Here is a 609-nt window from a genome sequence, read left to right on the forward strand (position 1 = left end):
ATTTCCCTGCGTCCATCAAGGTCAAGCGTACAAACCTTAACCAGCACTCACATAGCGTAATTAATCTGTTGTTTTTCTGTAACTTAGCGTTCACAAACCGACGTTAGAACGAAAGAAACAGATCGTTTCCAAAAAGAAACAATAACAAAACCATTCTTTAACAGGTGTGCGCAACGTCTTGTTATCAAAGTAAGTGATGAGGGAGTAACACCGTGTAAGTGGCTAAATTGGATAAATTATTTAAGAGAAAAGGTGGAAACAAAACCACAACACCAAAGTAACCAATGGCGTTGTAGACTTGATTTAAAATCGATGATTTTGACTTTGGAAGCTGTTGTATAGGTGATCAATGAAGATCTTAATCTTCTCGGGTTGCTGCCTTGTGTATGGGTAGACAGCGTAGATACCCAAGCATTTCGCCGTTTCTTCTTTGAACAACTGGATCAAGCTGCCCTGCTTTAAATCTTCATACACCAATACACGAGGCACGTAGATAACACCTTGCCCTAACAGCGCGACATTTCGTAACGCGGAAGAGTTGTTGGTGCATAAGTTGCCATCAACGGTAACTTGGTACGTCTTATCGTCGGATTTAAACGCCCACTCACG

The 609-nt window shown here is 41.4% G+C and carries 1 protein-coding gene; it reads right to left on the reverse strand.

The window, feature by feature from the left end:
* Positions 1–303 precede the first annotated feature (303 nt).
* Positions 304–609, reverse strand: a 306-nt coding sequence (locus tag R7R78_RS27715; protein WP_263856342.1) for a LysR substrate-binding domain-containing protein, incomplete at its 5' end; no start/stop codon positions are given.

The organism is Vibrio sp. 2134-1 (assembly GCF_033339495.1).